Genomic DNA, 25935 nt, shown 5'->3' with positions numbered 1-25935 from the left:
AACGACGACTCAATCAGCCGTGGCGACGTTCAAAATCAGCCATAAATTCAGTTAAGGCCTTCACGCCTTCAAGCGGCATGGCATTGTAGATTGATGCACGCATCCCACCAACAACACGGTGGCCTTTCAGCGCATGCAAGCCTGCGTCTTGCGCTTCACGCAAGAACACCGGATCAAGTGATGCATCTGCCAGTTGGAAAGGCACATTCATGCGAGAACGATTCACCGGCATAACATCGTTACGGTAAAAATCGCTGCCATCCACTGCACTGTACAGTAGATCGGCTTTCGCCTGATTGCGTTTTTCCATCTCCAGCAGGCCACCCTGCTCTTTCAGCCATTTAAACACCATTCCTGATAAATACCAGGCGAATGTTGGCGGCGTGTTAAACATGGAGTCGTTATCAGCCAGCACCTGATAGTCGAGAATGGACGGCAGCTCGCGGCGCGCTTTACCGAGGAGGTCATCACGAACAATCACCAACGTCAGCCCGGCCGGGCCAATATTTTTCTGCGCACCGGCATAAATGACGCCGTAACGACTGACATCAAGCGGGCGAGACAAAATACTGGACGAGTAATCCGCTACCACAATTTTATCGCCGAAATCTGGCTCCTCTTCGATAGCCAGACCGTCGATGGTTTCATTTGGGCAGTAATGCACATACGCAGCCTTGTCTGACAATGCCCAATCGCGCATAGACTGTACGCCACGTAAACCATCTACGTGCGTTTTGACATCAATCACATTCGGCTTGCAGTATTTTTCAGCCTCTTTCACCGCGCTATGGGCCCAATAGCCGCCATCGATATAATCTGCGGTGGCGCTATCCCCCAGCAAATTAAGCGGAACCGCCGCAAACTGCGCACGCGCACCGCCATGACAAAACAGCACTTTATAGTTCGAGGGGATTTTCAGAAGGTCACGCAAATCCTGCTCAGATTCGCTGGCGACCTGCATGAACTCTTTACTGCGATGGCTGATTTCCATCACCGAAGTACCGAGACCATGCCAATTACACAACTCCTGCTCTGCGCGACGCAGCACTTCTACCGGTAACATAGCCGGACCAGCACTAAAATTAAAAACCTGAGACATTTCCCTTCACCACGTATAAATAATAGCGGCCTGCTTTGAGCCGCATCAGTTTACCCTGCTATCGGTTTTATCACTCGTCCTGCCCTCCTGCAACGCTTATTAACCCATGAGATGAAAAGTTGCCTAGCCTCTCGCCAATTATTTATCGCTACAATGCAACCCTCGCAGAGGATTGCAAAGCAGCACGCAACACGGCGCAGGCGAGATAGTGTCCATCACGAAAACCACGTATGATGCAGCCTCCTCATTACATATTCAGGTTCGAACCATGACCCAAACGTTTATCCCAGGCAAAGACGCCGCCCTGGAAGATTCCATCGCCCGTTTTCAACAACAGCTCCTCGACCTGGGGTTCAACATCGAGGAAGCCTCCTGGCTAAACCCGGTGCCCAACGTCTGGTCCGTACATATTCGTGACCGCGACTGCGCGCTCTGTTTTACCAATGGCAAAGGTGCGACGCAAAAAGCGGCGCTGGCTTCCGCATTGGGCGAGTATTTCGAACGTCTGTCTACCAACTATTTCTTTGCCGACTTCTATCTGGGTAAACAGATCGCTGAAGGGGAGTTTGTACACTATCCCGATGAAAAATGGTTCCCAATCCCTGATGATGACAGCCTGCCTGAGGGGATACTGGATGACCGCTTGCATGCGTTTTATGATCCTGAGCAGCAGTTAGTCGCCAGCGATTTAATCGACTTGCAATCAGGCAATCACACTCGCGGGATTTGCGCACTGCCGTTCACGCGCCAGTCTGATCAACAGACGGTGTATATCCCGATGAACATTATCGGCAATCTGTACGTATCAAACGGCATGTCTGCTGGCAACACGCGTAACGAAGCGCGTGTACAGGGATTGTCCGAAGTATTTGAGCGTTATGTGAAAAACCGGATTATCGCTGAGGCCATCAGCCTGCCCGCTATTCCGGCTGAAGTTCTGGCGCGCTATCCTGGCGTGGTTGAAGCGATTGCCACGCTTGAGAAAGAAGGCTTCCCTATCTTGGCCTACGATGCTTCGCTCGGCGGCCAATATCCTGTTATTTGTGTCGTGCTGTTCAACCCAGAAAATGGTACTTGCTTTGCGTCATTCGGCGCACACCCCGACTTCGGCGTTGCCCTGGAGCGCACCGTGACCGAATTACTGCAAGGCCGAGGGCTGAAAGATCTCGACGTCTTCACGCCGCCAACCTTCGATAATGATGAAGTGGCTGAACACACCAATCTGGAAACCCACTTCATCGACTCCAGCGGCCTGATTTCCTGGGATCTGTTTAAAAACGATCCTGACTATACCTTTGTTGATTGGAACTTCAGCGGCACCACCGAGCAGGAGTTCGCCACACTTATGGCCATCTTCAATCAAGAAGGCAAAGACGTTTATATTGCCGATTACGAGCATTTGTCAGTGTACGCTTGCCGTATTCTGGTGCCGGGTATGTCGGATATTTATCCAGCGGAAGATCTGTTGCTGGCGAATAACAGCATGGGCGTACATCTGCGTGAAACCCTGCTCTCCCTTCCTGGCAGCCAGTGGGAAAAAGATGAGTATCTGGCCTTGTTGCAGCAACTAGACGATGAAGGGCTGGATGACTTTACCCGCGTTCGCGAATTGCTGGGCATCGCAACCGGTAAAGACAATGGATGGTTCACGCTGCGTATTGGCGAACTGAAATCTATGTTGGCACTGGCTGGCGGCGATCTTGAACAAGCGCTGAGTTGGGCTGAGTGGTCACTGGATTTCAACCAATCCGTCTTTGCACCGGCTCGCCGTAACTACTACCGTTGCCTGCAAACACTGCTGCAACTGGCTCTGGAGCCTGAACGTGACCCGGCACAATACTATGATGCGTTTGTTCGCATGTACGGGCAGGACGCTGTTGACGCAGCCAGCGCGGCGATTGCCGGCGAGGAATGCTTCTACGGTTTGTTCGCTGTTGATGACGATCTGAAAGCGCTGCCTGCACATCAGTCACTGCTGGCTGCTTATGAAAAATTGCAGCGCGCTAAACGTTCACACTGGCAGAAAAATTAACGCGCTTTAATGTTGGCCGGATGTCACTTTTGGCATCCGGTCTATCGTGTTCACGATAAAGTAGTAAGTGGCATTGTATTCTATGGTTTCTCGCATTTTTTATGCTTCAATCTCCCGCGCCTCAGAAATGGTGTAACCCAACAACCGAATAAACCATTATTTTTATGCGGGTAATAGCGAGAAATGGAGGATATTTATTTTTATTACCACGGCGTTGTTATAAAACGGTAAAAAATAAATTAAATAATATAAATTCGGCGTGTGATATCACTACAAAGACTTATTTTATTTAACGTATCAAGGGGTAATTCCATAGTTGAATTCAACTATTCTTATAATTTTTAAAAAAAAATTTCTACTTATAATTCATGAAGATAACCAACAAAAAGCCGCTTAATGCTATTCTGAACTACCTAATAAATTCCTGCGATATGATCCACGTCAAATTATGACGGATAACCCTTTGTTAGTATCTCACCGTAGATAAATTTTAAGAGAGAGTTAGTGTGAAAGCTGACAACCCCTTCACCCTGTTATTACCATCGGCAATGGCGAAAGTCGCTGAAGATGCCGGCGTTTATAAAGCAACAAAACAACCGCTTACTGCATTTTTTCTGGCAATTACTGCCGGTGTGTTTATATCTATTGCGTTTGTTTTTTATATCACAGCAACCACCGGATCATCGTCCATGCCATACGGTATGGCGAAACTGATCGGCGGCATCTGTTTCTCTATGGGGCTTATGCTGGTGGTCGTGTGCGGCGCAGACTTGTTCACCTCCACCGTGCTCACCGTTATTGCTAAAGCCAGCGGGCGCATTACCTGGAAACAGTTGTGGTTAAACTGGCTCAATGTTTATTTCGGAAATTTGCTTGGTGCACTGTTTTTCGTCGCGCTTATCTGGTTTTCCGGCGAATACATGGTAGCGAACGGCGCATGGGGTCTGAATGTGTTGCAGACCGCCAATCACAAGCTGGAACACACTTTCGTTGAGGCATTATGCCTTGGGATATTGGCAAATCTAATGGTCTGTCTGGCTGTCTGGATGAGTTATTCCGGCCGTACACTGACAGACAAAATGCTCGCCATGGTGCTTCCTGTTGCGATGTTTGTCGCCAGCGGTTTCGAGCATAGTATCGCGAACATGTTCATGATCCCGATGGGGGTCATTATTAAGAATTTTGCTCCAGAGACATTCTGGCACGCCATCAGCATGACGCCGGGCCAGTTTGAACACTTAACCATCAGCAATTTTATTGTCGATAACCTGATTCCGGTCACGCTCGGCAACATTATCGGTGGTGGACTCCTGGTAGGCTTAACTTACTGGGTGATTTATTTGCGCGGTGGGGATCAGCACTAAGCTGCTGGCGGCCGCAACGTCGGGTTATAAAAATCCAAATCAAAGGTAGGTGTAATATGACCGAACTTAATCAGAAACTCGCCCAGGCTTGGGAAGGTTTTAGCGAAGGCGAATGGCAGAATGGCGTCAATGTACGTGACTTCATTCAGAAAAACTACGCGCCGTATGAAGGTGACGAATCCTTTTTGGCTGGTGCTACCCCGGCAACGACTAAACTGTGGGATGCCGTTATGGAAGGCATCAAACAGGAAAACCGCACCCATGCGCCGGTTGATTTCGATACCGACGTTGCAGCGACCATCACCTCTCACGATGCTGGCTATATCAATAAAGGCCTGGAAAAAATCGTCGGTCTGCAAACAGACGCTCCGCTGAAACGTGCACTGATTCCGTTCGGCGGTATCAAAATGGTTGAAGGCTCCTGTAAGGTTTATGGCCGTGAACTCGACCCGCAGCTGAAAAAAATCTTCACCGAATACCGTAAAACCCACAACCAGGGTGTATTCGATGTTTATACGCCGGATATCCTGCGCTGCCGTAAGTCTGGCGTATTGACTGGTCTGCCTGATGCTTATGGCCGTGGTCGTATCATCGGTGACTACCGTCGTGTTGCGCTGTACGGTATCGACTATCTGATGGCGGACAAATTCGCTCAGTTCACTTCCCTGCAGTCCAAACTGGAAAACGGCGAAGATCTGGAAGCGACTATCCGTCTGCGTGAAGAAATCGCTGACCAGCACCACGCTCTGTCACAAATCAAAGAAATGGCAGCGAAGTATGGCTGCGATATCGCTGGCCCGGCAACTAACGCCAAAGAAGCGGTTCAGTGGACTTACTTCGGCTATCTGGCTGCGGTGAAATCTCAGAACGGCGCGGCGATGTCCTTTGGTCGTGTGTCTACGTTCTTGGATGTCTACATCGAGCGCGATCTGAAAGCAGGCAAAATCACCGAGCAAGAAGCTCAGGAATTGATCGACCACCTGGTGATGAAACTGCGTATGGTGCGCTTCCTGCGTACCCCTGAATACGATGAACTGTTCTCTGGCGACCCGATTTGGGCAACAGAGTCTCTGGCGGGTATGGGTCTGGATGGTCGTACGCTGGTTACCAAAAACAGCTTCCGTTTCCTGAACACCCTGTACACCATGGGGCCGTCGCCGGAACCGAACATGACCATTCTGTGGTCTGAAAAACTGCCGCTGAACTTCAAAAAATTCGCAGCCAAAGTCTCTATCGATACCTCTTCTCTGCAGTACGAGAACGATGACTTGATGCGTCCAGACTTCAACAACGACGATTACGCTATCGCGTGTTGTGTAAGCCCGATGGTTGTCGGCAAACAAATGCAGTTCTTCGGTGCTCGCGCAAACCTGGCGAAAACTATGCTGTACGCTATCAACGGCGGCGTGGACGAAAAACTGAAAATGCAGGTTGGCCCGAAATCTGAACCGATCAAAGGCGATGTACTGAACTTTGACGAAGTGATGGAACGTATGGATCACTTCATGGATTGGCTGGCTAAACAGTACGTCACCGCGCTGAACATCATCCACTACATGCACGACAAATACAGCTACGAAGCCTCGCTGATGGCGCTGCACGATCGTGACGTGTTCCGCACTATGGCATGTGGTATCGCTGGTCTGTCTGTTGCGGCTGACTCCCTGTCTGCCATCAAATATGCCAAAGTGAAACCAGTGCGTGACGAAAGCGGTCTGGCCGTTGACTTTGACATCGAAGGCGAATACCCGCAGTTCGGTAACAACGATTCACGCGTTGATGACCTGGCTTGTGACCTGGTTGAGCGTTTCATGAAGAAAATTCAGAAACTGAATACCTACCGTGGCGCTACCCCGACTCAGTCCGTACTGACCATCACCTCCAACGTGGTATACGGTAAGAAAACTGGTAACACGCCTGATGGCCGTCGCGCTGGCGCACCGTTCGGGCCGGGTGCTAACCCGATGCACGGCCGTGACCAGAAAGGTGCCGTTGCCTCTCTGACGTCTGTGGCTAAACTGCCGTTTGCCTACGCGAAAGATGGTATCTCTTATACCTTCTCTATCGTGCCGAACGCGCTGGGTAAAGACGATGACGTGCGTAAAACCAACCTGGCTGGTCTGATGGATGGTTACTTCCACCACGAAGCGTCTATCGAAGGTGGTCAGCACCTGAACGTTAACGTGATGAACCGCGAAATGCTGCTCGACGCAATGGAAAACCCGGAAAAATATCCGCAGTTGACCATTCGTGTATCAGGCTATGCCGTTCGCTTCAACTCGCTGACGAAAGAACAGCAGCAGGATGTAATTACCCGTACCTTTACTCAGTCCATATAATTAGACTGATTAAAACAGGTAATGTGAAGGCTCCACATTTTGTGGGGCCTTTTTATAATCTCTTCCCTTCCTTTTGTGGATACTCTTTCTCTTCAGAGATATCCTTCTTTGACGGATGGATACGAGCCTGTTTTGTCAGCCAGCCTATCGCGGCTGCCTGACAAAACAGATTCGACGCAGAACCTCTATGAGGGTGATGTCGCCATCACTATCATGGCGATGTTGCCATATTGCGTTACTGCGCTCATCGAAGGCCGCTATTTCTCGGCCCAACCTGGAGAAACCTCGCATGTCAGTTATTGGTCGCATTCACTCTTTCGAATCCTGTGGCACCGTTGATGGCCCAGGCATTCGCTTTATTACGTTCTTTCAAGGTTGCCTGATGCGCTGTTTGTACTGCCACAACCGCGATACCTGGGATACCCACGGCGGCAAAGAAGTGACCGTTGAGGAACTGATGAAAGAGGTTGTGACCTACCGCCACTTTATGAATGCATCCGGCGGCGGCGTCACCGCATCGGGTGGCGAGGCAATTTTACAGGCCGAATTTGTACGTGATTGGTTTCGCGCCTGCCGTGAGCAGGGGATCAACACCTGTCTTGATACCAATGGTTTTGTACGTCGCTACGACCCCGTCATCGATGAACTACTTGATGTTACCGATCTGGTGATGCTGGATCTGAAACAAGTTAACGATACGGTACATCAAAATCTGGTCGGTGTTTCTAACCACCGTACGCTGGATTTTGCCCGCTATCTCGCCAAACGGAATCAGCGTACCTGGATTCGTTACGTGGTCGTCCCCGGCTGGAGCGATGATGATGCCTCAGCGCATCAACTGGGCGAATTCACTCAAGATATGCACAATATCGAGAAAATAGAACTGCTGCCCTACCATGAATTAGGGAAGCATAAATGGACGGCAATGGGAGAAACCTACCAGCTCGATGGGGTAAAACCACCAAAAGCTGACACGATGGATCGTGTCAAATCGATTCTGTCCAGTTATGGGCACAAAGTCGTCTACTAACAGTCCTAACAGTCAGCGGCTCAGATGCCTTCAATTGGGCTGATAATCCGTCCTCAGATTATCAGCCCATCACCCTGCCTCTCAGAGATTAAAACGTGACCTCAGCCATTTTCATCTTATCAATACATGAAAAGTGACAAGGTATTAAAAACGACAAGGTATTAAAAACGAGAATACATTAAAAACGAGTAAACCATTTTGCCATTTCCGCTATTAAGTAATCCGGCGGCTGATGATTGGGATGACCGCCGCCACCTGAATATTGACCCGCAGCATACAGGGTGAATAAAACCTCACTGTTACAATTCGAGTATTTAACCGTTTCCCTGATAAAAGACTCTGTTTCCGTGGTGCAGGAATGATGTTTACGCCAAAATGCATTTTGCTCTCGACCATATAATCCGTTCGGACTCGCCGCACCAAAAAAGTCGTCGCTAAGACCAAAAATAGTCCATACTGCTGGATGGCCTTTACATAACAGAGGCTGCCCTTGTGTTTCAAACCAATAAGGTCGATTGGCGGCAATCGGGGCAATTGCGGCCAATTTGTCACCTAAGAAACATCCGGCAACGGCGGCCATATCACCGCCCCAGGAATGCCCGGTTGCGAATATTTTTTGTGGATTGACATTATATTTTTCAATCGCAAGCGTAATTAATTCATCCACAAAAGCCAGATCTTCACGCCCACCGAATGTCTGAGCAAAAGGCCCTAACGCCCAGCCCTTTTTACCATTCCAGGCATATTTTTGGTCTGGATAAATAAAGAGGGTGTCGGTCATTTGGCTTTCGATCCCCTCAGCGCCGCTGCCCCACCATCCCTTGCCGAACCACTCATGCATTTCTTTACCTGTAGTATGTGTCCCAGGGAAAATAATCATGAGCTTATATTGTGTATATTTATTATAATCACGAGGAGGGACAATATAGAAACTACGCTCCCCACCGGCCTTATCAGAAAAAGCCCAGAAAACCTTCCCCTCCGTGATATTACCGCTATTATCTGATGCAAATACGTTTTCATTGGGTAAAAACAAGACGAGCATGAAAAAGAATAGAAATAATTTATAGGATTGCATTTCTCCTCCTCAATTTATTCGTTGGATGCGTGAAATATAACCCGGCATTTCTACGCCAAAATAAATCTCGTCCATTTCTGATGAATGCACCTTATTTTATGCAATCCGTTTATATTTCATATACGAAAAGTTATCGAGGGAAATACGTGTACTCCCTTTGCGCTTTATTACGCCACCCCACAACATGCACAGCTACCTTCGTCATCAGATAAGTAGCAGTGCCAGCCTAATGGTTATAACACTCGGATTTTCTCGTCAGCGCATTGTTATAAAATATGGCCATGCCATATGACCATGAAATATGGTTATGAAGTGTGGTTATGAAATAGAACGCAATGGGTAATCACCATCAGCTTACGCCGTCCGAACACAGGAGTGATGATGAGACTTTCGCAACAATAAGAGTAAATACCCGAGCGACACCAGCGAAATTAAGACAAAAAGTAGCCTATCGGAATAGGCCTGCATCAGTATGGCCGCAAGCCCTGGGCCACAAAGGCTGCCCAAGGTATAACTAAGCAGCAACGCCTGATTCATTGCCACCAATTCATGTGACGCCACGTGTTCGCACGCCCACGACATGGCAACCGGATAGAGCGTAAAGCTCGCGCCGCCCAGTAATAACAAGGCGGGAACCATGCTACTACGCCCCGGTATCAGCATCACCAAGGCCCCAAGAATCACCACAAAGACCAATACGCGCAGCACAAGCAGACGCCCATAGCGGTCGGCCAGTCGCCCAATCGGCCACTGCCCGAGAATGCCTGCGATAATTAATAACGCCATCCAGTAGCCGACATGGGCATCGCTGATGCCCTGATGCGCCAGATAGAGCGGCAGCAAGCCATATAACGACCCGAGAATCACACCGGAAATAACACATCCCTGAATACCAAGCCGCGCCGACCGATAGCGTAACATTCGCAGCAACGGGGTGCGTGGCGCAGATGACGGTGGTGGCGATACCAGCCGGGCAAACAACAGCGGAATAACCGCCATCACCACCAACGTCAGCACCCAAGGAAGGACATGGGATAAGGCCGTCGGGACAACACTCAACAGCAGTTGACCGGCAACACTGCCGATATAATAGGCCACCATATAGGCAGCCAGCAGTTGGCCGCGATTGCGCTCATGCCCGCTGCATAACAGCGCGCTTTCCACCACTACCCAAATCAGCGCACACCCGATGCCAGCAATAAAACGCCATATTCCCCAGATCCATATCTCCGTTGACAGCGCCAGCGCACCGCTGGCTATCCCTAACAGCAACGCAGCCAGATAGTAGCTGCGATTAAAACCATAACGTCGGATTAACCGGCCTGCTATCAACGTCCCCAACAGATTGCCGCTAAAATAGGCCGAGCCAACGGCGCCCACCTGCCAGACGGGTAGCTGACGGCCATTAAGCCACAATGGCACCAAAGTATTTAACACCGCCAGACAAACGGTAAGCAGCAGTAGCCCGCAAAGTAATAACATAACCGGGCGTGTATAGGTGGACATGGAAAGCGAAACCAGCGAGGAGAGATTTTCCGCGCATCATGCCATTGGCAATCGCAAAGTCAATCAGCTTGTCGATATTGCAGCACTATTTTTCCAACGACCACCAGAGAGATAACCGAAAGAAAGATAGCTGTTACAGAAATAGCCGTGAGAGAAATAGCCTCAAGCGCCTTCAGATAATCTTATCGCTGCGAAACCCTCTTCCACTCAAGATTGTGCGTGAACCAATCGGCCAGAAAATCCACCAGCGCGCGTAATGCCAGTGGCATATGTTCACGTGAATGATAAACGGCAAAAATGTCCAATTGTTGCGGCTCTGCTTCAGGAAATAGTGCGATAAGCCGCTTACTGGCAATGAAATCTGACACCGAATAGACCGGTTGTAAGCTAATACCAGCGCCATTTAGCGCCGCTTCTAATAACATCAACGAATCATTTGCACTGAAACGCCCGCTGACGGGTACAGCAATGCTCTTCCCCTGCCGAGTGAAGTGCCACAGACTTTTATTAAAATACGAGTAGGTTAAACAGTGATGTACCGCCAGGTCTTCAATGGATTGCGGCGTGCCATAGTTCGCCAGATAGTCCGGTGAGGCGCAAACCACAGAAGCACACCCCCCTAACCGCCGGGCAATCAAGCCGGGGTCAAGATGGCTGGTAATACGAATCGCCAAGTCAATACGCTCTTCAATGAGATTGAGCATGTGGCTGGCAAGTTGCAAATCCACCGATGTTTTAGGATAACGCTTTAAATATGCGGTTAACGCAGCCACCAAGGTGGTGCTTGCCAGCGAAGGCGCGCAGGTTAAACGCAATAACCCGGAGGGATCTTTCTGCCCATGCTGCGGTTGCTCAAATTTTTGCGAGATAGACAATAAATCACGGCAATGCCTTAACACCACCTCGCCTTCACTGGTCAGGCTCAACTGGCGTGTGCTGCGGTGCAATAACCGGGCCTGAGCCCAGGTTTCCATTTCCGCCAGATAACGCGTCACCATCGCGCGAGACATATCAAGGTGCTGGGCTGCGCCCGTCAAACTGCCCTGCTCCGTTATCGTTACAAAAACCTGTGCCGCAGTGAGTCTATCCATTATTTGTCCAATTTATGCAACAAAGCTGTTCGTTTTAGCGGGTTTTTCTTATGAGAAATGAAATTTATCATGCCGTTCTCTTATACAGGAAGGAGAATCCCTTGTTAAAGCACACGTTACTCGCCACATTGCTCGCGACCATCACCGCGTCTGCCTCTGCTGCACTGAAACTCGAGGTCTATAACCCTGGCGAACATGCCGTTTTTCCGGTCTCTTCTGAAATTATTACCGGCGAACACGATGCGTTACTGATTGATGCGCAGTTCCAGCGCAACGATGCACAACAACTGGTGGAAAAAATCCGTGCAACCGGGAAAACACTGAAGACCATTTACATCAGCCACCACGATCCCGATTTTTATTTTGGGCTTGATGTTCTCAAAGCCGCCTTTCCGCAAGCCAACATTGTCGCAACCCCCCAGACCATTGCCGCTATCAAAGCCACTCAAGCGAAGAAAGTCGCTTATTGGGGGCCGGTATTAAAAGAAAATGCGCCTAAAGAGATAGTCATCCCCAGTCCGCTCGCGGGCAACCAACTGACGCTGGAAGGCAATACAATCAACGTACTCGGGCTTGATGGCGCTACGCCAGATCGCACATTTGTCTGGGTGCCTGCGTTAAAGGCGGTGATGGGCGGCGTACAGGTTGCTGCGAATATCCATGTCTGGATAGCGGATACTCAGTCGGTTGCATCCCGACAGCATTGGCTGGCTGATTTGGACAACATTGATAAGCTCAAGCCAATAACGGTTATACCAAGCCACTATGCGGTAAACCAGGACGGATCTGCCCCTTGGTCGCCACACAATGTGACCTTTACAAGACAATATCTGCACACGTTTGAACAGAAGGCTCAGTCATCAGCGAATAGCGGTGCATTGATAGACGCGATGAAACAGGCGTATCCCACATTGGGTGATGTTTCTTCTCTTGAGCTCAGTGCGAAAGTCATCAAAGGCGAAATGTCATGGCCATAACCGCGCGCTGAATCAGGCGCATGGTTGGCGGGGAATACTCGCCGAATCGGGGCGGTATACGGTCATCGTGACTTTTCTTTCCGGTTTGCGATCGCTGATCGCAAACTAGGGCAGAAAATTGAGCGCTGACCTGCTAACTCTCAGGATATAGACAATAATTAAAGCATAGCGCCCCGTTCAGCCGTCATCGCATCAGATGTGTATCGTCGTGGCGTAATAACCAATCCCTTTCCTTTTTCTGGTGTGCCCGCAATATCGGGCAACATACGGAGCGTATGAATGAACAGGCTACACTACATCTTCGACCCTCTGTGCGGTTGGTGTTATGCCGCAGCGCCATTAATCCATGCTGCTCGCAAGGTTGCCGGATTACCTATCGTGTTGCACGCAGGCGGTATGATGACCGGCCCTAACCGGCGTCGTATTACACCCGAATGGCGGGATTATGTTCAGCCACATGACCGGCGTATTGCCCAGATGAGCGGTCAGCCATTTGGTGACGGCTACTTTAACGGCCTGCTGTGGGATTTAACGGCCACGCTGGATTCAGAGCCCCCGACCACCGCCATTCTGGCCGCAGAAGAGCTAGGCGGCAGAGGGCTTGATTTGCTTGAGCGCCTTCAGCGAGCACATTATGTCGAGGGATTACGGATTTCAGACCCACCCATACTCATGAAGCTTGCCGTCGAAATCGGTCTATCGCTTGATGATTTCGAAACGGCCTGCGTTCACTGGCGCGGTTTGCCTACCCGCAAACATATTGAAGAAAGCCGCCATTGGTTAACACAATCAGGTGGCGCAGGCTTTCCGACGCTGGTTTTTGCCGTTGATGATGTGCTAACCACGTTGAATATTGCCCCCTGGCTAGGTCGCCCCGATGACTGGTTGGCGTATCTGGAAAAGCGGGTTGCTGAAAACTCGTGATCGCGTTAAAGGCCGCATCACCCCCTCGCGTGATGCGGCGACCCCGCAGATAAGGCTTCTCAGCCCCTCTTTTCTTACAGAAATTTTCATATTATCTTCCTGATAGATAACGGTTCTGTAGCGGCCTTACTCCCAATAACTGACAGGATGCCTCCATGATTCGTGTTCATCACCTTAATACCTCACGCTCACAGCGTATTTTGTGGCTGCTGGAAGAGTTAGAGGTTCCCTACGAAGTCATCCATTATCAACGCAATAAAACCACGATGCGGGCGCCAGAAACGTTGCGTCATCTCCATCCGCTGGGCAAAGCCCCGATCATCGAGCATGACGGTCAGATACTGGCGGAAACCGGTGCCATTATTGAGTATCTGGTGGCCACATTTGGCCCACACCTTGCGCCATCCGCCGATCACCCGGATTTTTGGCGTTATCGATACTGGATGCACTACGCCGAAGGCTCATTGATGTCTGCCATGCTGCTTAAGTTGGTGGCTTATAAAATGGGGCCTTTCGGCTGGCCAATTCGGGGCATGGTGAATACACAGCTCAATTTGCATTACGATTTTCTGGAAAAAGAAACCGGCAACGCCGAGTGGCTCGCAGGCAAGGATTTTTCGGCGGCTGACATTATGATGGGCTTCCCGCTGGATATCGCAGCCCAACGTGGCTGGCTGACTCCTGCTCGCCCCCATCTTTGGCGTTTACTGCAAGCCATGCGCGCCAGACCCGCCTGGCAGCGAGCCGCGCGTTACGGCTAATATCAGCAACGGACAGAGAAAAGAGTACAGAAAAGGACACAGAAAAGAAAAAAACCGGTCTGCAACGTATCGCTGACCGGTTTTTATATTCTCAAAATCGCAAGATAACTATCACGAGCGCAGGTGGCAGGCACACGCTTGTCTAAGCGATGTGCGATACAACCGTCGCTCGTAATATCACGCCCTTACTTAACCGCCGATATACTCAAGCCCATTCATATAAGGGCGCAACACAGCCGGTATTTCAATGCGGCCATCTGCCTGCTGATAGTTCTCCAGCACCGCCACCAATGCACGGCCAACAGCCAAACCTGAACCGTTGAGAGTATGCACCAAACGCGTTTTCTTATCGCTCTTGCTGCGGCAGCGGGCCTGCATCCGGCGCGCCTGGAAATCGCCACAGTTCGAACAAGAAGAGATCTCACGGTAGGTGTTTTGCGCGGGCAGCCAGACTTCAAGGTCATAAGTCTTAACCGCACCAAAGCCCATATCCCCGGAGCAGAGCAACACTTTACGGTACGGCAGGTTCAACAGTTGCAGCACTTTTTCGGCATTCCCGGTCAGTTCTTCCAGCGCCTGCATGGACTCTTCCGGGCGAACAATCTGCACCATTTCCACTTTATCAAACTGGTGTACGCGAATAAGCCCACGGGTGTCGCGACCATAGGAGCCTGCCTCTGAACGGAAGCAAGGCGTATGCGCAGTTAATTTTATTGGCAGGCTGTCATCATCCAGAATTTCATCACGCACCAGGTTGGTCAGCGGCACCTCAGCGGTGGGGATGAGTGCATAATTACTGCTTTCCGCTTCCTCGGCCAGCGGGCGGGTGTGAAACAGATCTTCACTGAATTTCGGCAATTGCCCGGTGCCATAAAGCGTAGCATGGTTGACCAGATAAGGGACGTAGGCTTCCTGATAGCCATGTTCACCGGTGTGCAAGTCCAGCATAAACTGCGCCAGCGCACGATGCAGACGGGCCAATTGCCCTTTCATTACCGAGAAACGGGCACCGGTCAGCTTCACGCCGAGCGCCATACTCAGGCCGCCTGTCAGCTCGCCCAAATCCACATGGTCACGTACCGGGAAATCAAACTGACGAGGTTCTCCCCAGCGGAACACTTCCTGATTTTCTGAATCATCTTTGCCAAGCGGTACGCAATCGTCAGGCATGTTAGGGATGGTCAGCGCTATCGTTTCAATGCGGTTAAGCACCTGCTGAAGTTCGGTTTTAGCTGCTTCCAGCTTTTCACCCAACTCATTGACATCACGACGCAATGGCTCAATATCTTCCCCACGCGATTTCGCCGCTCCAATCTCTTTCGATCGGGAGTTACGTTCCGCCTGCAAATTTTCCGTTTCGACCTGAAGCACTTTACGACGCTCTTCCAGCGTACGCAGCGCATCCACATCCAGTTTAAAATTTCGGCGAGCCAGTAATTTTTCGGCGACTGCGTCTAGCTCATTACGCAGCAAGTTGGGATCGAGCATGCTAGTCCTGTGCTTGTATTATTAAGGGAATAGAAAGGGTTACAGGGCAAAATAATAGCGCCCTGTAGCATAAACTCCGGTGATAACCTTACCGCAACGTTAATCCTAGCGGTAGCGTTTTGTCGGGCTATTTTGATCCTGAGCAGCAAGCCAGGCGAGCTTTTCGCCAATTTTGGCCTCCAGCCCGCGTGATGTCGGCTGATAGTAACGGGTTTGCGCCATTTCTGGCGGAAAATACACTTCTCCGGCGGCATACGCATTCGGCTCATCATGTGCGTAGCGATATTCAGCGCCTAACCCCATCTCTTTCATCAGCTGCGTCGGTGCATTACACAAGTGCGCAGGCACATCATAATCGGGCTGCTCGCGCGCATCACGCATCGCCGCTTTAAAAGCGGTATACACCGCGTTACTTTTCGGAGCACAAGCCAGATACACAATCGCCTGAGCGATCGCGCGCTCACCCTCAGCAGGCCCTACCCGGGTAAAACAATCCCAGGCAGCGATAGCGACTTGCATCGCCCGAGGGTCAGCATTACCGACATCCTCTGACGCTATCGCCAATAATCGGCGGGCGACATAAAGCGGGTCGCCGCCAGCCGTGATGATACGCGCGTACCAATACAAGGCAGCATCCGGCGCAGAACCCCGTACCGACTTGTGTAGTGCAGAAATCAAATCGTAATAACGATCGCCTTGATTATCAAAACGGGCGCTACGCTCGCCGGAAACCTCTTTAAGCAGTGCGGTCGTTAACACCCGAGAACCATCGGCCCCGACCTCTGCCATATCTGCCATCATTTCAAGCAAATTCAGTGACCGGCGCGCATCGCCATTGACCAGCTCGGCCAGTAGCCGTCGGGTTTGCTGGGGTAACACTATCGCTTGCCCACCCAACCCACGCTCTTTATCATCCAGCGCCTGCGCAAGCACCTGTTCAATGTCATCTGCGCTTAGGGCTTTTAGCAGATACACTCGCGCTCGTGATAGTAATGCCGAATTGAGCTCAAATGACGGGTTCTCGGTTGTCGCGCCAATAAACGTAATCGTCCCGTTCTCGATATGCGGTAAAAAAGCATCCTGCTGGCTTTTATTAAAGCGATGCACTTCATCCACAAACAGCATGGTACGTCGCCCGACATCTCTGCTCTGTCGGGCTCTTTCAATGGCTTCGCGGATTTCTTTGATGCCCGACGTTACGGCTGACAAGCGCTCAACATCCGCTTGTGCGTAACGCGCAATCAACTCCGCCAGCGTCGTTTTTCCTGTCCCGGGCGGGCCCCATAAAATCATGGAGTGCAACTGCCCTGCCTCAATAGCTCGCGGTAACGGTTTACCTGGCCCCAATAAATGCTGCTGGCCAATGTATTCGGATAATCGAACCGGGCGCATGCGCGCCGCCAGAGGCTGAAACGCGTTATTGGAAAAATCGAGTGACAAGTTGCTCACGCACGCCTCACTGACGTTGATCGTCTAGCGCAACCCCTTTGGGTGGCGTAAAGCGGAATTTTGCAGCATCGATTTCGCCATTTTGCTGGTTTTTCAACACGTAGGTGCTGCGTTGCCCATCCTGTTCTGTCGCCGTGAAGCCGCGAATCGTGCCATCGGCGGCGACAGTGATAGAAAACTGCTTCAAATTACCGCTGGTTACTTTTGGCACCAGATCAAAATCATCGCCTTTCTGGCTCACATTGTACTTACCCCAGTCTTTCGGGTCGTTACGGGTTATCAGAATAAATGGCGTATTGCCTGTTGCATCTTTTACCCATGTTGCCGTCACCTGCTCAACAAATGGATTGTAGAACCACAGCGTTTTACCATCCGACACCAGTGTGCTCTCATCTGGGGCGGTCGTTTTCCAGTTGAATAAGTTTGGCCGCTTAACCCAGAGTTCACCGGCGCCTTCCTGCACTGCCGCACCATCATTGGTGGTGACTTTCTGCGTAAAGCTGGCATGAAAACTGTTAACTTTACTCAGGCGGCCTTGCAAGTCGCCCGCCGCATCGGCATACACCGTTGTGGAAAACAGAGTCACCAGCAAGCTGGTGGCGATCAGTCCTACCTTTATCATACAAAAATCCTTCATCTCAACGGGCTGTCACACAACCCCTAACGGCATCATTACACGTCAGGCGCTACTCTACTCCGGCAAAATAAACGGTGACAGCCGAATTATCTGTGATGTGTTAGTTTTACGCTTCTTTGCATAGCGCCTTTACGTAGCCACATTGCGCTGCTGGCGGGCCGTGAAAACCGGTTATTCCGCCGGTGGCGGTGCCAGCACCTCACGGTTGCCGTTATGGCCAGGCGCACTGACGATACCCTGCATTTCCATTTGCTCGACAATACGTGCCGCGCGGTTATAGCCAATACGGAATTGTCTTTGCACACCGGAAATCGACGCGCGGCGTTTTTCCACCACAAAGGCTACGGCTTGATCAAAGAGCGGATCAAGCTCTTCATCGCCCTCAAAACCAAGGCTACCGCCTTCACCATCATCGCTGCCGCTAATAATATTGTCGATGTACTCGGGACGACCACGCGCTTTCCAATCCTGCACCACGGCATGAACTTCCTGGTCACGCACAAAAGCGCCATGAACACGCACAGGAATCGATGAGTTCGGTGCCATATAAAGCATATCGCCCATACCCAGCAGCGATTCAGCACCGCCTTGATCCAGGATGGTACGTGAATCAATCTTGCTCGACACCGTAAAGGCAACACGCGTCGGGATATTGGCTTTAATCAGACCGGTAATCACATCGACTGACGGGCGCTGTGTCGCCAGCACCAAGTGAATGCCAGCGGCCCGCGCTTTCTGCGCTAACCGGGCGATGAGTTCTTCAACCTTTTTGCCAACCGCCATCATCAAATCGGCAAACTCATCAACCATCACGACGATATAAGGCAATTTCTCTAACACCGGTGGTTGCATATCCATACTGTCACCCGGTTTCCAGAATGGATCGGGAACCGGCCGCCCCATGGACTGAGCCTGCATCACGCGCTCGTTATAACCACTGAGATTACGAACCCCTAACGCCGACATTAGCTTATAGCGCCGCTCCATTTCACCAACACACCAGCGCAATGCATTTGCCGCATCTTTCATATCCGTGACCACCTCGGTCAACAGATGAGGAATGCCTTCATAAACCGACAATTCCAGCATTTTCGGGTCAATCATGATAAAGCGCACATCAGCAGGCGTTGCTTTATACAGCATGCTAATGATCATTGCGTTAACACCGACTGACTTACCCGAACCGGTTGTTCCGGCAACCAGCAAATGGGGCATTTTAGCCAGGTCAGCTACGACCGGCTGGCCGGAAATATCCTTGCCCAGAACGACGGCCAGTGGCGAAGGGTTATCGCGGAACCGTTCACAATCAAGCACCTCGCGTAAAAACACCGTCTGACGATGACGATTAGGCAACTCGAGGCCGACATAGGGTTTACCAGGGATAACCTCAACAATACGTACCGCGACCACCGATAGCGAACGCGCCAAATCTTTAGCCAGATTCGAAATACGCGCTGCTTTGACCCCTGGAGCCAAATCCAATTCGAACCGGGTAATTACCGGGCCTGGATGATAATCCACCACGGTGGCTTTTACCCGGTAATCGGCCAGCCGGGTTTCAATCAAACGCGCCATCTCATCAAGCGCATCCCGGTCTATCGGCGCATCATTAAGCGACGGTGGCGTGAGCAGATCCAATGACGGCAATGGTGTCGTCGGTTTTTGCAACGGCTGGTCGTTACGCATCAGGAAAGGATGAATCAGACTATCCATAATCGATGGCGTATCACTATGCACAGGATCAGCATGCACAGGCTCATCGACGTTCGCCTGACGCGCATCGGATGGCGGCAAGGCAGGCTCGGAGGCTGTCGGATACGTGTCTACATCGCTCTCATGGGGTGACAAGGTGAACAGTGGCTCGGAAGGGGTATCGTCAACCAAATCGGCATAAGGTGATATGACAAACGTACTGCCCTGCGAGGCTGACGCTATCGCCGGGCGCTCTGGTTGCGGCGACACAGCGGCACCAGACGAGGGCATCGCCGCACGATGGCCTGCGGCCTGACGGCTTTCGACAGCCGTGTGCGCTATAGGCTGATCATCTGCCACGGGCGCATCATTAACCCCCGTTGGCTGTTCGTATCTTGCCTGTTGCATCGCAGCGAAATCACGCGCTAATTGAGCCTGCAATAGCGCATCTTCATTGCCTTCATTGCCTTCATTGCCTTCATCGCCTTTATCATCATCAGGATACGTTTCACCATAGCGATCGCGCTGCTGTTGGGCGAATGCTTCACGCAACTGCGCCTGTTGCGCCAACGCCGCGTGGTCGTCGTCCTCATCGTACCGATGCAGCGCCTCGGCAGGGACGTCGGACGCGGGAGCCGTTATGCGTTCACGCTCTTCGCGCCCAGGCTCTGCGGCCTGTGTCAATTGCGCCTGTTGCTGCTGCGCCTCTTTTTCACGGGCTTGTTGTTCAGCCAGACGTTGGGACGGCAATTTAATTCCGTAGGAAGCAAGCTCACGACGTGTAGGAATCCGTACCGGGTTCGGGCGAGGCAACTCAGGGCCCATGCCGCGTTTAACCTGAGGATTAGCATCAGCTACGGCAGTAAACATCGGGGCAGCAGAGGCCGTTTTTTTCACCTCTGGCATCGCCGGGGTGCTGGCAGGCTGTGCGCTCACAGGCTGAACATCGACATCGCTCGCGCCGGTTTCCGGGCCTCTGCCCGTAGCGGCAAACTTCGCCAAATGGGTAATGTGCTCATGTTGTTCAGTTAACCGATTATGTTCAGTTAACCAATCCTGCTCCGTTAACTGATTGGGCTTAGTTATCCGAGACGACCAGTCAGATGACGCTGGCGATACAAACGGCGCGGACGTTTCTGCCGGTTTTGGCGCAGGTGCTGCAACGGCAGTCAATCCCTGCGATGGCGGCAACGAGGCTGGCGTTACCACAGGTGTCATCTGCACCAAAGGCGCCGGCTCACTCGGTTTTGCGGCGCGCACCGGTTCAACATCAGGATATGCGTTATGCGCCGTTTGCACTGTATGTGTCGTTTGCACTGTATCCACCGTTTGTACGGTGGGCTCAACCGATGAGGTTGTCAGCGCAATCGGCGGCGAAGGAGCCACCGGCTCGGTGGCTAACGGCAATCCACGCTCTTTTAATGCAACGGTTGCAGTAGCAGCGCCAGACAACGTTGCGGCATTTGTCTCAAGCGGAGGCATCTCGGTTGCCGCTGCGTTAACCGGTGCAGGCGGCGTCGCAGGCAGCGGCGTGGTTGTTGATTCCGGCGTACTGGCTAGCGTACGCGCCACAACACTCGGGGCAGAGAACAACACATCATCGTCGTCGTCGTCATCGCGCTCTGGCGTATTAACCGGCGCTGCATGTACAGGCTCAGGCTTGTCGGGCACCGTTTTCGCCGCTGCTGGCGCAACTCTGGCGGCCAACGCCTCTTCATCGTCATCATCAAAATCATGATAATCACGACGGCGGCCGCTAAATAGCGTCAGGCAGGCCATGACGCCAGCACCGATTTTCTCTGCAATCGCAAGCCAGGACCAACCGGTAAACAGCGTTAACCCCGCCGCCCAGACGCACAACAACACCATGGTTGAGCCAATATTGTTAAAGCGCGGAATCATCGAACTGCTCAACAAGCTGCCTAATACACCGCCAGAGGCAAAATAATAGATATCATCGACGTTTAACGCCGCTAATCCGCAAGAGGTTAAAATCAGCGCCAGTGTACCTATCAGGCGCAATGAGAGGGCAAAATAATCGAGGGATTCGCGCTGACCGCGCAACCGATGTACCGCCCAGCATAATGACACCATGATGACAGGAATGGCATAGGCCAGTACGCCAAAAATAAAAAACAGGGTATCAGCCAGCCATGCGCCAACGCCGCCAGCCAGATTATGAATGGGTTCATGCCAGGCGGTCTGCGACCAACTCGGGTCGGAAGGGCTAAAACTGAGTAACGCCACCGCCAGATAAACGGCAAACAGTGCCACGACTATCAATATCGCTTCCAGTAAGCGTCGGGCCGCACTGAGTTTATTCAGCGTAACCTCTTTCTCTTCTGTATATTCCTGGCTCAAGCGTCTCTCCAGGTTTCCTGTAAATGTTTCATGATAAAACGCCGAGAATCACCCGGCGCATACTGTACATATTAACAGGAGTGTAACTGAATTTAGCCGGTTGTGCACCCCGTGCTATCATGTGCACCCCGTGCTATCAGCGGGTTTTAATCACCAGCCGATTACTCTGCTTCACTTCTTCCATCACCACATAGGTACGGGTATCGTTCACGCCGGGCAGACGTAATAACGTTTCCCCGAGCAACTTACGGTACGCTGACATATCCGGTACACGGGTTTTGAGCAGATAATCGAAATCCCCGGAAACCAGATGACACTCCTGAATCTCTTCAAGTTTCTGCACCGCAGCGTTGAACTGTTCGAATACATCCGGCGCGCCGCGATTGAGGGTAATTTCAACAAATACCAGCAATGAGGCGTCGAGATAATGCGGGTTCAACAACGCAGTATAACCGTTAATAAAGCCCTGACGCTCCAGGCGACGAACGCGCTCTAAACAAGGCGTTGGCGACAGGCCAACCCGTTTGGATAACTCCACATTGGAGATACGCCCATCTTTTTGCAATTCATTCAGGATATTACGATCGATTCTGTCCAGATCTTTTCCCGGTCGTTTTTTTGTGTCTACCATTCTTATTGTCTCTCTTTACCCTTCCCTGTTTAATCGCTGTCTCTGTCCAACTTCAATGTATCAGAGCCACCCCTAAAGAAGACCCCTGCCTTTTGTAACGCGATAATCCACTGTTCCTGCATTACCCGATAAAACGGACAATATGCTGTAAAAGCTGGAGCATTTAACTATTCACATACAAAAAATTTCCTCTTCCAAGGATGTTTTCGCAAAAGCGCAGCCGATTGTCAAAGCAAAACAATTAAAATCAGAAGAAAGTGCCAGATGAGCGCTTTCAGAAGTATTATTACTACACATTAATACCGTTAGCCGTAACAGAGCATGCGCCAATACGGTGCATCGCTATTGTATTGCCAATATTTCGCAACGATTGATCCGATAGCTAACAACATTCCGCCACACTTTTTTTACGCAAGTAATTTCCTTACAATCAGCACTATCGTCCGTTCGAGTGAATGAGGAACCCATGAGCACTGCCAAACATCGTAAATTATTGATTCTGGGCTCAGGCCCGGCAGGCTATACCGCCGCAGTCTACGCTGCGCGGGCAAACTTAAATCCGTTACTGATCACCGGAATGGAGAAAGGTGGTCAGCTTACCACCACCACCGAAGTAGAGAACTGGCCAGGCGACCCGGATGATCTGACCGGGCCATTATTGATGGAACGCATGCATACCCATGCAGCTAAGTTCAACACCGAGATCGTGTTTGATCACATCAATCGCGTTGATTTGCAAACTCGCCCTTTCCGCTTGTTTGGCGATAGCGATGAATACACCTGTGATGCGCTGATTATTGCGACCGGCGCATCAGCACGGTATTTAGGGCTGCCGTCTGAAGACGCCTTTAAAGGAAAAGGCGTGTCTGCATGCGCGACCTGTGACGGTTTCTTTTACCGTAACCAGAAAGTCGCGGTCGTCGGCGGCGGTAATACCGCTGTAGAAGAGGCGTTATACCTGTCGAATATCGCCGCTGAAGTGCATTTAATTCATCGTCGTGACAGTTTCCGCGCAGAGAAAATTCTGATTGACCGACTGATGGCTAAAGTCTCTGGCGGCAATATCGTACTGCACACCAACCGCACACTGGATGAGGTGCTGGGCGATGAGATGGGCGTCACCGGCGTACGTCTACGTCAGGCAAACACAGACGCAACGGAACAACTGGATGTCGCAGGCGTGTTTATCGCTATCGGCCATAGTCCGAATACCGCCGTATTCGGCGATCAACTGGCGCTGGAGAATGGCTATATCAAAGTACAGTCCGGCACGCACGGCAACGCAACGCAAACCAGCATTCCGGGCGTTTTTGCTGCCGGTGATGTGATGGATCATATCTACCGCCAGGCCATCACCTCCGCCGGAACCGGCTGTATGGCGGCGCTGGATGCCGAACGCTATCTGGATGCGCTGGCGAAATAGTGATAACGCCGCCCGATACGTATTAAGCGCAGCGTATAAACTAACCCGGGACGTCATCGTACCCGGGTTTTTTATTATGGCCGCACAGTGAAGAAAATTGATCCCTTACCGGTTTATCCCCCTGCCTTTTCATTTGCACAACGCGGCCTGCAAGGTAACATGACGCCATTCTGGCGATAACACGCCACTGGCGTTAAGCAACGGTTATTTGAACGTTATTTTAATGTTTCATTCCCTGTACTCACCGGACGCGATTCATAAAGCATGAAAGAGACACGACAACGAGAACTGACACGCTGGCTAAAACAGCAAAGCCGCCTTGCCCATCGCTGGCTACGTTTGTCACTGATTCTAGGGCTGGTCAGCGGTATATTGATTGTCGCTCAGGCCTGGCTGATGGCCTCACTGCTGCATGCATTGATTATCACGCACACACCGCGCCAGGCACTGCAGGGAACCTTCAGCTTGCTGGCTGGCGCCTTTGTGCTACGTGCGGGGCTGAGTTGGTTACGCGAAAAGGTGGGGTTCCGCTGCGGTCAGGCTGTACGCCAGCATATTCGCCAACAGGTTCTCGACAGATTGCAGCAATTGGGCCCGGCGTGGATTCAGGGCAAACCAGCGGGCAGTTGGGCGACATTGATCCTTGAGCAGGTAGAAGACATGCAGGATTATTACGCCCGCTACCTGCCGCAAATGTACCTTGCGGCGCTGATCCCATTGCTCATTTTGGCGACCGTGTTTCCCGTTAACTGGGCGGCGGGGTTAATTTTGCTGCTCACCGCCCCCTTAATTCCGCTGTTTATGGCGCTGGTGGGTATGGGAGCGGCTGATGCTAATCGCCGTAACTTTCAGGCGCTGGCACGTCTGAGCGGCCATTTTCTTGACCGCCTGCGCGGGCTTGAGACGCTGCGCCTGTTTCATCGATCGCAGGCGGAAATCAATCATATCCAGCAAGCGTCTGAACAGTTTCGCAGCCGGACGATGGAAGTGTTGCGTATGGCCTTCCTCTCTTCCGGCGTGCTGGAGTTTTTCGCCTCCGTGTCTATTGCCGTTGTCGCGGTCTATTTCGGCTTCTCTTATCTGGGTGAGCTGCATTTCGGCAGTTACGGCACCGCTGTCACGCTGTTTGCCGGGTTTCTGGTGTTGATTTTAGCGCCAGAGTTTTTTCAACCGCTGCGCGATCTGGGCACCTATTACCATGCGAAAGCACAGGCCGTCGGCGCGGCCGATGCCTTACAACGCTTTATGACCAGCGCGGGCGAAAAAAACCACGTAGGTACAGAGGCAATTCACAGCGACACGCCTCTGACACTGGTCGCCTGCGATCTGACTATTTTATCACCTACCGGCGTCACGCTGGCCGGGCCACTGAATTTCCGACTGGAAGCAGGACAACGTGTTGCCCTGGTCGGCCCCAGCGGGGCTGGCAAGAGTTCCCTTTTAAACCTGCTGCTCGGCTTTTTACCCTATACCGGCTCGCTGACCGTCAATGGCGTAGAGCTGCGCACGCTTTCGCCAGACAGCTGGCGACGTTGCCTAAGCTGGGTTGGCCAGCATCCTCAATTGCCCGCCGCCACGCTGCGACAGAATATTGTGCTGGGAAGAGAAGAAACCCGCGAGGATGAACTGCACACCGCGCTAGAACGGGCCTATGTTAATGAGTTTCTCCCCTCACTGCCCGCAGGATTAGACACGCCTCTCGGTGATGGCGCAGCGCGGCTCTCTGTCGGCCAGGCACAACGGGTAGCCGTTGCCCGTGCGCTGTTACAGCCTTGTCAGTTGATGTTGCTGGATGAGCCCTCGGCAAGTCTTGATGCCCACAGTGAGCAGCAAGTGATGCGCGCACTCGGCGATGCCTCGAGGCATCAAACCACATTGCTGGTCACGCACCAACTCGCGGAACTCCGTGATTATGATGCTATCTGGGTAATGGCCGATGGCCAACTGGTTCAGCAAGGCAGCTACGCCAGCTTATCTCAGTCCCCCGGGCTGTTTTCCCACCTAGTGGCGCAACGGCAAGGCGTGTTGTAATCATGAAAAAACAGGGTGATAT

18 protein-coding genes are annotated in these 25935 nt (G+C 51.6%); 9 read left to right on the top strand and 9 right to left on the bottom strand.

Going from position 1 to position 25935, the window contains the following annotated elements; genetic code table 11:
- Positions 1-13: 13 nt before the first annotated feature.
- Positions 14-1099: a 3-phosphoserine/phosphohydroxythreonine transaminase gene (gene serC, locus O1Q98_RS00775; RefSeq protein ID WP_125259678.1), complete on the bottom strand. Its 1086-nt coding sequence runs from the start codon at positions 1097-1099 to the stop codon at positions 14-16.
- 268 nt (positions 1100-1367) lie between these two features.
- Here serC and ycaO point away from each other — a divergent pair, with 268 nt between their 5' ends.
- The 4 genes from ycaO to pflA all read left to right on the top strand — a co-directional run bounded on the left by ycaO (position 1368) and on the right by pflA (position 7864).
- Positions 1368-3131, top strand: coding sequence for a 30S ribosomal protein S12 methylthiotransferase accessory factor YcaO (ycaO, locus tag O1Q98_RS00770; protein ID WP_125259679.1), 1764 nt, complete (start codon positions 1368-1370; stop codon positions 3129-3131).
- Positions 3132-3637: 506 nt separating this feature from the next.
- Positions 3638-4495, top strand: coding sequence for a formate transporter FocA (focA, locus tag O1Q98_RS00765; RefSeq protein WP_125259680.1), 858 nt, complete (start codon positions 3638-3640; stop codon positions 4493-4495).
- 56 nt (positions 4496-4551) lie between these two features.
- Positions 4552-6834 carry a formate C-acetyltransferase gene (gene pflB / locus O1Q98_RS00760; protein WP_125259681.1) on the top strand — a complete coding sequence of 761 codons (2283 nt, stop codon included), beginning with the start codon at positions 4552-4554 and terminating at the stop codon, positions 6832-6834.
- Positions 6835-7123: 289 nt separating this feature from the next.
- Positions 7124-7864 carry a pyruvate formate lyase 1-activating protein gene (gene pflA / locus O1Q98_RS00755; protein WP_125259682.1) on the top strand — a complete coding sequence of 247 codons (741 nt, stop codon included), beginning with the start codon at positions 7124-7126 and terminating at the stop codon, positions 7862-7864.
- 178 nt (positions 7865-8042) lie between these two features.
- Here the strand turns inward: pflA and O1Q98_RS00750 are convergent, their stop codons facing one another.
- The 3 genes from O1Q98_RS00750 to O1Q98_RS00740 form a co-directional block, all read right to left on the bottom strand.
- Positions 8043-8942 carry a CE1 family esterase gene (locus tag O1Q98_RS00750; protein WP_125259683.1) on the bottom strand — a complete coding sequence of 300 codons (900 nt, stop codon included), beginning with the start codon at positions 8940-8942 and terminating at the stop codon, positions 8043-8045.
- Between the two features lie 354 nt (positions 8943-9296).
- Positions 9297-10448 (bottom strand): MFS transporter, encoded by a 1152-nt coding sequence (locus O1Q98_RS00745; protein ID WP_125259684.1) that lies wholly within the window; start codon positions 10446-10448, stop codon positions 9297-9299.
- A gap of 182 nt (positions 10449-10630) precedes the next feature.
- Entirely contained in the window at positions 10631-11539 is a 909-nt protein-coding gene (locus tag O1Q98_RS00740; protein ID WP_125259685.1) for a LysR family transcriptional regulator, read from the bottom strand.
- A 101-nt stretch (positions 11540-11640) separates the two neighbouring features.
- Between O1Q98_RS00740 and O1Q98_RS00735 the strand changes: the two genes are divergently transcribed.
- The 3 genes from O1Q98_RS00735 to O1Q98_RS00725 all read left to right on the top strand — a co-directional run bounded on the left by O1Q98_RS00735 (position 11641) and on the right by O1Q98_RS00725 (position 14201).
- Positions 11641-12516, top strand: a complete 876-nt coding sequence (locus tag O1Q98_RS00735; RefSeq protein ID WP_240632765.1) for an MBL fold metallo-hydrolase — start codon at positions 11641-11643, stop codon at positions 12514-12516.
- A gap of 279 nt (positions 12517-12795) precedes the next feature.
- A complete protein-coding gene (locus O1Q98_RS00730) occupies positions 12796-13440 on the top strand; it encodes a DsbA family protein (RefSeq protein WP_125259687.1) in 645 nt (214 codons plus the stop codon).
- A 155-nt stretch (positions 13441-13595) separates the two neighbouring features.
- On the top strand, positions 13596-14201 hold the full coding sequence (locus O1Q98_RS00725; protein ID WP_125259688.1) for a glutathione S-transferase family protein: 606 nt from the start codon (positions 13596-13598) through the stop codon (positions 14199-14201).
- A 189-nt stretch (positions 14202-14390) separates the two neighbouring features.
- On the opposite strand, the gene serS is transcribed toward O1Q98_RS00725, so the two are convergent.
- From serS to lrp, 5 genes are all read right to left on the bottom strand, one after another.
- Positions 14391-15689, bottom strand: coding sequence for a serine--tRNA ligase (gene serS / locus O1Q98_RS00720; RefSeq protein ID WP_125259689.1), 1299 nt, complete (start codon positions 15687-15689; stop codon positions 14391-14393).
- A gap of 105 nt (positions 15690-15794) precedes the next feature.
- A complete protein-coding gene (locus tag O1Q98_RS00715; RefSeq protein ID WP_125259690.1) occupies positions 15795-17138 on the bottom strand; it encodes a replication-associated recombination protein A in 1344 nt (447 codons plus the stop codon).
- 7 nt (positions 17139-17145) lie between these two features.
- A complete protein-coding gene (gene lolA, locus O1Q98_RS00710; protein ID WP_125259691.1) occupies positions 17146-17760 on the bottom strand; it encodes an outer membrane lipoprotein periplasmic chaperone LolA in 615 nt (204 codons plus the stop codon).
- A gap of 186 nt (positions 17761-17946) precedes the next feature.
- Positions 17947-21828: a DNA translocase FtsK 4TM domain-containing protein gene (locus O1Q98_RS00705; RefSeq protein ID WP_125259692.1), complete on the bottom strand. Its 3882-nt coding sequence runs from the start codon at positions 21826-21828 to the stop codon at positions 17947-17949.
- Positions 21829-21964: 136 nt separating this feature from the next.
- Complete coding sequence (gene lrp / locus O1Q98_RS00700) at positions 21965-22459, bottom strand: leucine-responsive transcriptional regulator Lrp (RefSeq protein WP_010277211.1); 495 nt, start codon at positions 22457-22459, stop codon at positions 21965-21967.
- A gap of 466 nt (positions 22460-22925) precedes the next feature.
- Here lrp and trxB point away from each other — a divergent pair, with 466 nt between their 5' ends.
- Both trxB and cydD read left to right on the top strand, forming a co-directional pair.
- Positions 22926-23882, top strand: coding sequence for a thioredoxin-disulfide reductase (gene trxB / locus O1Q98_RS00695; protein ID WP_125259693.1), 957 nt, complete (start codon positions 22926-22928; stop codon positions 23880-23882).
- A gap of 264 nt (positions 23883-24146) precedes the next feature.
- Positions 24147-25913, top strand: a complete 1767-nt coding sequence (gene cydD, locus O1Q98_RS00690) for a heme ABC transporter permease/ATP-binding protein CydD (RefSeq protein WP_125259694.1) — start codon at positions 24147-24149, stop codon at positions 25911-25913.
- Positions 25914-25935 lie beyond the last annotated feature (22 nt).

It is taken from the genome of Dickeya lacustris (assembly GCF_029635795.1).
Taxonomy (GTDB): Bacteria; Pseudomonadota; Gammaproteobacteria; order Enterobacterales; family Enterobacteriaceae; genus Dickeya; species Dickeya lacustris.
The sequence above is the reverse complement of the archived record's forward strand: the minus strand, read 5'-3'. Positions and strand labels throughout refer to the sequence as shown.

Bases quoted from the DNA above. Each gene is read 5' to 3' on its own strand.
- serC (WP_125259678.1), bottom strand. From the start codon at position 1,099: ATGTCTCAGGTTTTTAATTTTAGTGCTGGTCCGGCTATGTTACCGGTA.
- ycaO (WP_125259679.1), top strand. From the start codon at position 1,368: ATGACCCAAACGTTTATCCCAGGCAAAGACGCCGCCCTGGAAGATTCC.
- pflB (WP_125259681.1), top strand. From the start codon at position 4,552: ATGACCGAACTTAATCAGAAACTCGCCCAGGCTTGGGAAGGTTTTAGC.
- pflA (WP_125259682.1), top strand. From the start codon at position 7,124: ATGTCAGTTATTGGTCGCATTCACTCTTTCGAATCCTGTGGCACCGTT.
- O1Q98_RS00750 (WP_125259683.1), bottom strand. From the start codon at position 8,942: ATGCAATCCTATAAATTATTTCTATTCTTTTTCATGCTCGTCTTGTTT.
- O1Q98_RS00745 (WP_125259684.1), bottom strand. From the start codon at position 10,448: ATGTCCACCTATACACGCCCGGTTATGTTATTACTTTGCGGGCTACTG.
- O1Q98_RS00740 (WP_125259685.1), bottom strand. From the start codon at position 11,539: ATGGATAGACTCACTGCGGCACAGGTTTTTGTAACGATAACGGAGCAG.
- O1Q98_RS00730 (WP_125259687.1), top strand. From the start codon at position 12,796: ATGAACAGGCTACACTACATCTTCGACCCTCTGTGCGGTTGGTGTTAT.
- O1Q98_RS00725 (WP_125259688.1), top strand. From the start codon at position 13,596: ATGATTCGTGTTCATCACCTTAATACCTCACGCTCACAGCGTATTTTG.
- serS (WP_125259689.1), bottom strand. From the start codon at position 15,689: ATGCTCGATCCCAACTTGCTGCGTAATGAGCTAGACGCAGTCGCCGAA.
- lolA (WP_125259691.1), bottom strand. From the start codon at position 17,760: ATGATAAAGGTAGGACTGATCGCCACCAGCTTGCTGGTGACTCTGTTT.
- lrp (WP_010277211.1), bottom strand. From the start codon at position 22,459: ATGGTAGACACAAAAAAACGACCGGGAAAAGATCTGGACAGAATCGAT.
- trxB (WP_125259693.1), top strand. From the start codon at position 22,926: ATGAGCACTGCCAAACATCGTAAATTATTGATTCTGGGCTCAGGCCCG.
- cydD (WP_125259694.1), top strand. From the start codon at position 24,147: ATGAAAGAGACACGACAACGAGAACTGACACGCTGGCTAAAACAGCAA.